Annotated in this window: 9 protein-coding genes and 1 pseudogene; 3 read left to right on the forward strand and 7 right to left on the reverse strand. The window is 72.0% G+C overall.

Going from position 1 to position 7193, the window contains the following annotated elements; translation table 11 throughout:
* The 5 genes from PSD17_RS23360 to rpsF all read right to left on the reverse strand — a co-directional run.
* Positions 1 to 860: DnaB-like helicase N-terminal domain-containing protein (locus tag PSD17_RS23360; protein WP_339124519.1), on the reverse strand; the 860-nt coding region annotated here is incomplete at its 3' end.
* Positions 861 to 1442: 582 nt separating this feature from the next.
* Positions 1443 to 1892: a 50S ribosomal protein L9 gene (gene rplI / locus PSD17_RS23365; RefSeq protein WP_013678622.1), complete on the reverse strand. Its 450-nt coding sequence runs from the start codon at positions 1890 to 1892 to the stop codon at positions 1443 to 1445.
* Positions 1893 to 1906: 14 nt separating this feature from the next.
* Positions 1907 to 2143: a 30S ribosomal protein S18 gene (gene rpsR, locus PSD17_RS23370; protein ID WP_013678623.1), complete on the reverse strand. Its 237-nt coding sequence runs from the start codon at positions 2141 to 2143 to the stop codon at positions 1907 to 1909.
* A 65-nt stretch (positions 2144 to 2208) separates the two neighbouring features.
* A complete protein-coding gene (locus tag PSD17_RS23375; RefSeq protein WP_103384434.1) occupies positions 2209 to 2727 on the reverse strand; it encodes a single-stranded DNA-binding protein in 519 nt (172 codons plus the stop codon).
* A 10-nt stretch (positions 2728 to 2737) separates the two neighbouring features.
* Positions 2738 to 3058, reverse strand: coding sequence for a 30S ribosomal protein S6 (rpsF, locus tag PSD17_RS23380; protein WP_041760211.1), 321 nt, complete (start codon positions 3056 to 3058; stop codon positions 2738 to 2740).
* A 267-nt stretch (positions 3059 to 3325) separates the two neighbouring features.
* On the opposite strand from rpsF, the gene PSD17_RS23385 reads away from it, so the two are divergent.
* Positions 3326 to 4096: a deoxyribonuclease IV gene (locus PSD17_RS23385; RefSeq protein ID WP_013678626.1), complete on the forward strand. Its 771-nt coding sequence runs from the start codon at positions 3326 to 3328 to the stop codon at positions 4094 to 4096.
* Entirely contained in the window at positions 4093 to 5514 is a 1422-nt protein-coding gene (locus PSD17_RS23390) for a glycosyltransferase family 87 protein (RefSeq protein ID WP_013678627.1), read from the forward strand. The genes PSD17_RS23385 and PSD17_RS23390 overlap by 4 nt, the downstream gene beginning before the upstream one ends.
* Before the next feature lie 10 nt (positions 5515 to 5524).
* Here PSD17_RS23390 and PSD17_RS23395 read toward each other — a convergent pair whose 3' ends face one another.
* Positions 5525 to 6154, reverse strand: a complete 630-nt coding sequence (locus tag PSD17_RS23395) for an NUDIX hydrolase (RefSeq protein ID WP_013678628.1) — start codon at positions 6152 to 6154, stop codon at positions 5525 to 5527.
* Positions 6155 to 6228: 74 nt separating this feature from the next.
* Here PSD17_RS23395 and PSD17_RS23400 point away from each other — a divergent pair, with 74 nt between their 5' ends.
* The gene (locus PSD17_RS23400) at positions 6229 to 6627 is read left to right on the forward strand and encodes a DUF3052 domain-containing protein (RefSeq protein ID WP_339124520.1); all 399 of its coding nucleotides are present in this window, start codon (positions 6229 to 6231) and stop codon (positions 6625 to 6627) included.
* Here PSD17_RS23400 and PSD17_RS23405 read toward each other — a convergent pair.
* Positions 6563 to 7193: pseudogene (locus tag PSD17_RS23405) on the reverse strand (hypothetical protein); the annotation flags it as partial. The gene PSD17_RS23400 and the pseudogene PSD17_RS23405 overlap by 65 nt on opposite strands.

The raw sequence follows: 7193 nt of genomic DNA on the forward strand, positions 1-7193 counted from the left end.
GCCAGCCGGATCCGCGCCTCGGCCGACAACAGCCGCATCACGATCTCGGACTTGCTCATCTCCAACGAGAACACCGCGCTGGTCATCCCGTGGCGCACCGAGCACGACCTGGCGAAATCCAGTCCCAGCGTAGATTTCCCGAGCCCAGGCCGCGCGGCCACGACCACCATCTGCCCCGGGTGCAACCCGTTGGTCACCGCGTCCAGGTCGGCGAAGCCCGTCGGCACCCCCAGCGCCACCCCACCACGCGAGGCGATGGCGTCGATCTCGTCCATCGTCGGCTGCAGCAGCTCCTCGAGCGGGGTGTAGTCCTCGCTCGTGGTCCGCTCGGTCACCTCGTAGATCGCCGCCTGCGCCCGGTCGACCACCTCGTCGACATCACTGCCGTCGGCACCGTGGTAGCCCAGCTGCACGATCCGGGTACCGGCTTCGACGAGCCGCCGCAGGATCGCCTTCTCCGCGACGATCTCGGCGTAGTAGGCCGCGTTGGCCGCCGTCGGCACCGTCGCGATCAGCGTGTGCAGATACGGCGCACCCCCGAGACGGATCAGCTCACCACGGCGCTGCAACTCCGCGGACACCGTGACCGCATCCGCCGGCTCACCCCGGCCGTAGAGATCGAGGATGCAGTCGTAGACGGTCTGGTGCGCCGGCCGGTAGAAGTCGTCCGGGCGCAGGATCTCCACGACGTCGGCGATCGCGTCCTTGCTCAGCAACATCCCACCGAGAACCGACTGCTCGGCGGTGAGGTCCTGCGGCGGCTGACGATCGAACGGTGACGGCGAGTCGCCGCCCGGAGCGCCCTCGTCGGTGCGGACGGCACGCGGCCGCCCGACCGGCCGATCGTCCGACAGCGCCATACGCAGCGTCACCTCCGACTCGAAAGCCTATCGAACTAAAGTTCGATCCACACCCCGGACCGGCTCGCCTCGCGACGGCGTGTCGGTGAACGGTCGGCGGCACGGACGACGCCTTCCACCCCGGCGCGCGAAGAGTACGGACGCACCGGAGGCCGATCAATTCGATGTGTGCGCGCCCCTGGGGACGGCCTGGGGACGGATCTGCTCCGCCCCAGGAGCCGCTCGGGACCGCACTGTGGACAACATGTGGGCAGATCCCGAATTATCAGCGAAATCGCAGGTCATCCCTGTGGGTGACCCTGTGGACAAAACTGTTGGCGTGTCGCGATCTGGCCTGCTCTTCGGCGTGTCGCGCCGGCCGCGGAAACGGTCACCCGGCGCGCTCGGGCTGTCGCTCGGCGACGCCCGTACCTCTGGACCGCAACCTTACGGCCACCGCTCGTCAGCGACGAGTGGAGCGTCACCGAGAGTCGCCCGCAGCCCGCGCACACGACAAGGGCGGGGTCGCGATCCCGAAGAACCGCGACCCCGCCCTTGTGACGGAGTGTGACCACGAACCGGGCGTTCGGACGCCCGCTGTGATCAGCTGGCGACGACCTCGATGTCGAGCGTCGAGGTGACGTCAGGGTGCAGCCGAACCGCGACCGGGTGCTTTCCCACGGTCTTGATCTGGGCCGGCAGCTCGACGACGCGCCGGTCGAGCGTCGGGCCACCTGCGCTGCGGATGGCGGCGACGACATCCGCCGCGGTGACCGAGCCGAACAGCCGGCCCGAGTCACCCGCGGCCTTGGCCGTGACGGTGACCGCCAGGCCCTCGAGCTGACCGGCGACCTCCTTGGCGTGGCCGAGGTCGCGAATCTCGCGGGCCTTCTGGGCGCGGCGGATCGCGGCGACCTGCTTCTCGGCACCACGGGTGGCGACGACCGCCAGCTTGCGCGGCAGCAGCAGGTTGCGGCCGTAGCCGTCCTTGACCTCGACGATGTCGCCGGGGGCGCCGAGGTTGGGGACGTCGGCGGTGAGGATGAGCTTCACGGTGACGTCCTTCCTCAGCGCGCCGTCGAGGTGTACGGCAGGAGCGCCACCTCGCGGGAGTTCTTGACGGCCACGGCCACGTCGCGCTGGTGCTGACGGCAGTTGCCGGTCACCCGGCGCGCGCGGATCTTGCCGCGGTCGGAGATGAACTTGCGCAGCAGACCGGTGTCCTTGTAGTCGATCTCCTGCGCCTTGTCCTTGCAGAACGCGCAGACCTTCTTCTTCGGCTTGCGCAGAACGGGCTTCGCCATTCCTTGTGCTCCTGGTTGTGCTGGTGTCCCTCACGCCTGGACGGCGCGCCGGGGAGTGGTCTCGATCAGAAGGGGGGCTCGTCGTCCATGGCCGGGCCGCTGCCGGCGGGCGGGGCCGAACCCCAGGGGTCGTCGGCGTAGCCGCCGCCACCGCCGCCGCCACCGCCGGAGGCACGGCCGCCGCCGCCACCGCCGCCGAACCCGCCGCTGCCGTCACCACGGCTGACCTTGGCGACCTTCGCCGTGGCGTAGCGCAGCGAAGGACCGACCTCGTCGACCTCGAGCTCGACGACGGTGCGCTTCTCGCCCTCACGGGTCTCGAACGAGCGCTGCTTGAGGCGGCCCTGCACCATGACCCGCATGCCGCGGGTGAGGGTCTCGGCGACGTTCTCCGCCGCCTGCCGCCAGACGTTGCAGCGCAGGAAGAGCGCCTCGCCGTCCTTCCACTCGCCCGACTGACGGTCGAACGTGCGGGGGGTGGATGCCACCGTGAAGTTGGCGACCGCGGCACCCGACGGGGTGAACCGCAGCTCGGGGTCCGCGGTCAGGTTGCCGACCACGGTGATGACGGTCTCGCCGGCCAAGACGGCCTCCTCAGCTCGCGGCTGCCGCGGGGGTGCGCTGCTTGCGCGGCTCCCGGCGGAGCACCTTGGTGCGCAGCACGGACTCGTTCAGACCCAGCTGGCGGTCGAGCTCGGCGACGGTGGCCGGCTCGGCCGTGACCTCGAGGATCGCGTAGATCGCCTCGGCGTTCTTCGCGATCTCGTACGCCAGGCGGCGCTTGCCCCAGACCTCGACCTTCTCCACCGAGCCGCCGTCGGTGCGGACGACGTTGAGGAAGGTCTCCAGGGACGGCTGCACGGTGCGCTCGTCGAGACTCGGGTCGAGAATGACCATGACCTCGTAATGACGCATGAGAACCACTCACCTCCTATGGACTCGTAAGCGGCCGCGGTGCATCCGCGGCAGGAGGTTCTCACCATCCCCCGACAGAAATCGGGCCCCCGCCTCGGCGAGGGACCGTCGTGCGGCGTCCGGGAGGACACCGGTCGGGGTGATCCAACGAGGCTACCAGCGCCGATCCGGCGGCCGACGGCGCCCCCGGACGCGTCCCGCCCGCCCCCGCGCCCGCCCTGTGGACGGTGCCGGGTCGGTGTCGGCACCCGCGTCTAGGCTGACGCCATGCTCATCGGGGCCCACGTCCGTGACGACGACCCCGTCGGCGCCGCGGCCGAGCGCGGGGCCGACGTCGTCCAGATCTTCCTGTCCGATCCGCAGGGGTGGAAGAAGCCGCCGGCGCACCCCCAGGCCGAGCAGCTCCGCTCGGGCGACCTCACGGTCGTGGTGCACTCGCCGTACGTCGTCAACGTCGCCTCGCCGAACAACCGGATCCGCATCCCCTCGCGCAAGCTCGTCGTGCAGCACGCGGCCGAGGCCGCGAACGTCGGCGCGATCGGGCTGGTCGTGCACGGCGGGCACGTCACGCAGAAGGACGACCCGGCGGTCGGCTTCGAGAACTGGCGCAAGTTCGTCGAGCGCCAGCAGGACGAGGGCGGCTTCGCGGTCCCGGTGTTCATCGAGAACACCGCGGGCGGGGACAACGCGATGGCCCGCAGCTTCGACGCGCTGGCCCGGCTCTGGGACGCGGTCGGTGAGTTCGGCGTCGGGTTCTGTCTCGACACGTGCCACGCGTTCGCGGCGGGGGAGGACCTGGTCGACGTCGTCGACCGGGCGAAGGCGATCACCGGCCGGATCGACCTGGTGCACCTCAACAACTCCCGCGACGAGTTCGGCTCGGCGCGCGACCGGCACGCCAACATCGACTCCGGCACGATCGACGCCGGCCAGCTCGCGGCGGTGGCCGCGGCGGCGGGGGCCCCGATCGTCGTCGAGACCCCGGCGGAGGGCCAGGCGGCCGACATCACGTTCCTGCGCGAGCGGCTGGGGCGGTGACCGGGACGGCCGTCGGGCCCACCCGCATCGCCGGGTCCGAGGCCGCCGCGCCGCCGCGCAGGCGCTCGGCGCTGCTGCTGGCCGTCCTCGTCGTGCTCACCGCCGCCACCCTCGTCCTCGGCTACGCCAACAAGGCCCGCTGCACGGGTCCGGAGTTCGACGCGCAGGGTCGCAGCGCGCCGGACTACGAGAACCGCAAGGACCGCGACGTCTGCTACTCCGACATCCAGCACCTGTGGCTGGGTCGCGACATCAACGAGCACGTCTTCCCCTACGTCGACGGCGGAATCGACGCGAACGGGATGCTCACCGGCGGGACCGTGGAGTACCCCGTGCTCACCGGCATGATCATGTGGCTGGCAGCGCTCGGCGCGCACACCGACGCGGGCTTCCTGCTCGCGTCGGCCCTGATCATGGCCCCTTTCGGGCTCGCGACGGGCTGGCTGCTCGGCCGGCTCTCCCGCTGGCGGGCGCTGCTGTGGGCGCTCGGCCCACCCCTCGTCCTCTACGCCTTCCACAACTGGGACCTGCCCGTCGTGGCCTGCGCGGTCGGCGCGGTGTGGGTGGTGCACGGGCTGCGCGGGAGCCGCTCGCTCGTCTGGCGCGGCAACGTCGCCGCGCTGCTGCTCGGGCTCGGGTTCGCGCTCAAGCTCTATCCGGGCGCGTTCGTGCTGCCGCTCGCGCTCTACGTCCTCACCCGCGGCGAGGACCGCGTCCCCGGCAGCCGCCTCGACTGGTGGGGGGCGGTCCGGGTCGCCGGCACGGCGGTGCTGACGGCGGTCGTCGTCAACCTGCCGTTCGCGATCGCGGGGTTCCCCGGCTGGAAGGCGTCGTTCACCTTCCAGGAGCTGCGCAAGGTCGACTTCACGACGAACTCGTTCTGGTTCTGGGGCTTCCGGCCCGACTCCGACCCGTCCAACATCGGCTTCCAGGACCTCGTGTCGTGGCTGTCGCCGGTGCTCGTCCTCGCGTCGTTCCTCGTGGCGGCGGCACTCGGGCTGTGGCGGATGCGGCGCGTCGGCTCGTACCCGTGGGTCGCGGTGAGCGCCGCGATGCTGTGCGGGTTCCTGCTGCTGCACAAGGTGCACTCGCCCCAGTACACCCTCTGGCTGCTGCCGTTCTTCGTGCTGCTGCGGGTGCCGTGGGGTGTGGTGGCGGGGTACCTCGCCGCCGACGCGGTGATGGGGATCGGCATCTTCCGCTGGCTCTACGACGTCCGGGCGGGCGCGAATCTGGAGATCACCCAGGGGCTCGCGGCGCAGGCCGTGGCGGTCGGGGTGTGGGGCCGGGCGGCGCTGCTCGTCGCATTGTTCGTCCTGTTCCTGCGGGTGCCGCCGACCTTCGAGCTGCGCCCGGAGGACCGGGAGGGGCCGGTCCCCGAGGGCCCACCGACGGTCGCCGCGGCCCCCGCCGCCTGACCGGACCCGCTCAGCGCCAGGCGAACACCGGCTGCTCGAGATGGGCGACACGCGTCGACCTGCCCTGCAGCGCGACCTCGCGGAACTGGTGCAGCACGGCGGCCGTCGGCGCGTGCACGAACCGGCCGAGCAACGGCAGCTGGATCACCGGGGCGTCGGACTCCGGGATCGTCAGGAACCGGGGTTCGACGTCGATCATGCGCAGCGGCACCCGATGGATCGAGCCGACCTCTGCCGGGTTGGGAGTCAGGTCCGGCGCCGCGCCACCCCACACGACGACGGGGGTGATCAGGTAGCCCGACCGCGTCGGGTAGTCGTCGAGCACGCCGAGCACGGCGTCGTCGTCCACGTACAGCCCGACCTCCTCGGCCAGCTCGCGGCGAGCGGCGACGGCCTCGGTCTCGTCCGCATCGAGGCGGCCGCCTGGCAGCGCCCACTGCCCGGCGTGGCGGCGCAGGGTCGGGGCGCGGCGGGTGAGCAGGAAGGCGAGCCCGTCGAGGACGGGGTCGGCTCCGGCGTCCGGGTCGTCGGCCGTGACCAGCGTGATCGCGACGGCCGCCCGCTTGAGGCCGGGGCCGTCGGTGCGCACGGGGTCGAACGCGGCGAGCCGTGCGGCGACCGCCTCCCTGCTGCTGCTCACGCGACGCCCCTCCGATCGACGGCCCGCAGCCGACACTGCCGCACCGGCCACCGAGCGGCCTACGCTCTGCGGGTGTGACGCCTGCCGCACCCGAGGGCTACTCCGGCACGCCGCTCCCGCGGAAACTGGGCATCCGGGACGGGTCGCGGACGTTGCTCGTCGGTGCGCCCGCCGGCTTCGAGCTCGGCGTCCCGCACCATCGGCGCGCGTCCGGCGGCGGCTACGACGTGCAGCTCGTCTTCTGCCCGGACGTCGCGACGCTGCGGCGGCGCTGGGACCGCGCGACCGAGCTCAGCACCGAGCGGGGTGCGGTGTGGATCGCCTGGCCGAAGAAGGCCTCGGGTGTCGCGACGGACCTCGACGAGAACGGGGTGCGCTCGCACGCACTCCCGCTGGGCTGGGTCGACGTCAAGGTGTGCGCGGTCGACGCGACGTGGTCCGGCCTGAAGCTCGTGCGCCGGCTCGCGCGCTGACCGGTGCCCGCACGGCCCCGCGCAGCGCGCCGACCGGGCCGGCGCCGGGCCAGTCCGGGTCGTCGGAGCCGTGCAGCCGGACGGGGTCGGTGTCCGGCCGCAGTACGCTGCGCACCACCAGCACGATCAGCACGACGACGAGCGCGTCGCGGATCAACACCGCTCCCAGGAACCAGTCGGGCGGCAGCCCCTTCTTCTCCGGGGTCAGGTAGTAGAACATCCGCGGCACCCAGACGGCCGCGTCGAACGCCATCCACGCCAGCAGCAGCCGCCAGCGCGGGAGGGCGAGCACCGCCAGCGGGACGAGCCACAGCGAGTACTGAGGGCTCCACACCTTGTTGACCAGCAGGAACGACGCGACGACGAGGAACGCCAGCGACGCGAGCCGTGGCGGCCGGGGCGCCTGCAGCGCGAGCACGACGACACCCACGCACGCCGCGACGAACAACCCCAGCGTGACGGTGTTGAGGATCGACGGCGTCTGCCCGGGGGCGAGGTTCCCGTCGAACCCGGGCCAGCCGGTGAAGTAGCTGATCGCGAAGTAGATCGAGTCGGGATCGGCGGGG

The sequence above is a fragment of the Pseudonocardia sp. D17 genome, assembly GCF_036984265.1.
In the GTDB taxonomy this organism is placed as follows: Bacteria; Actinomycetota; Actinomycetes; order Mycobacteriales; family Pseudonocardiaceae; genus Pseudonocardia; species Pseudonocardia benzenivorans.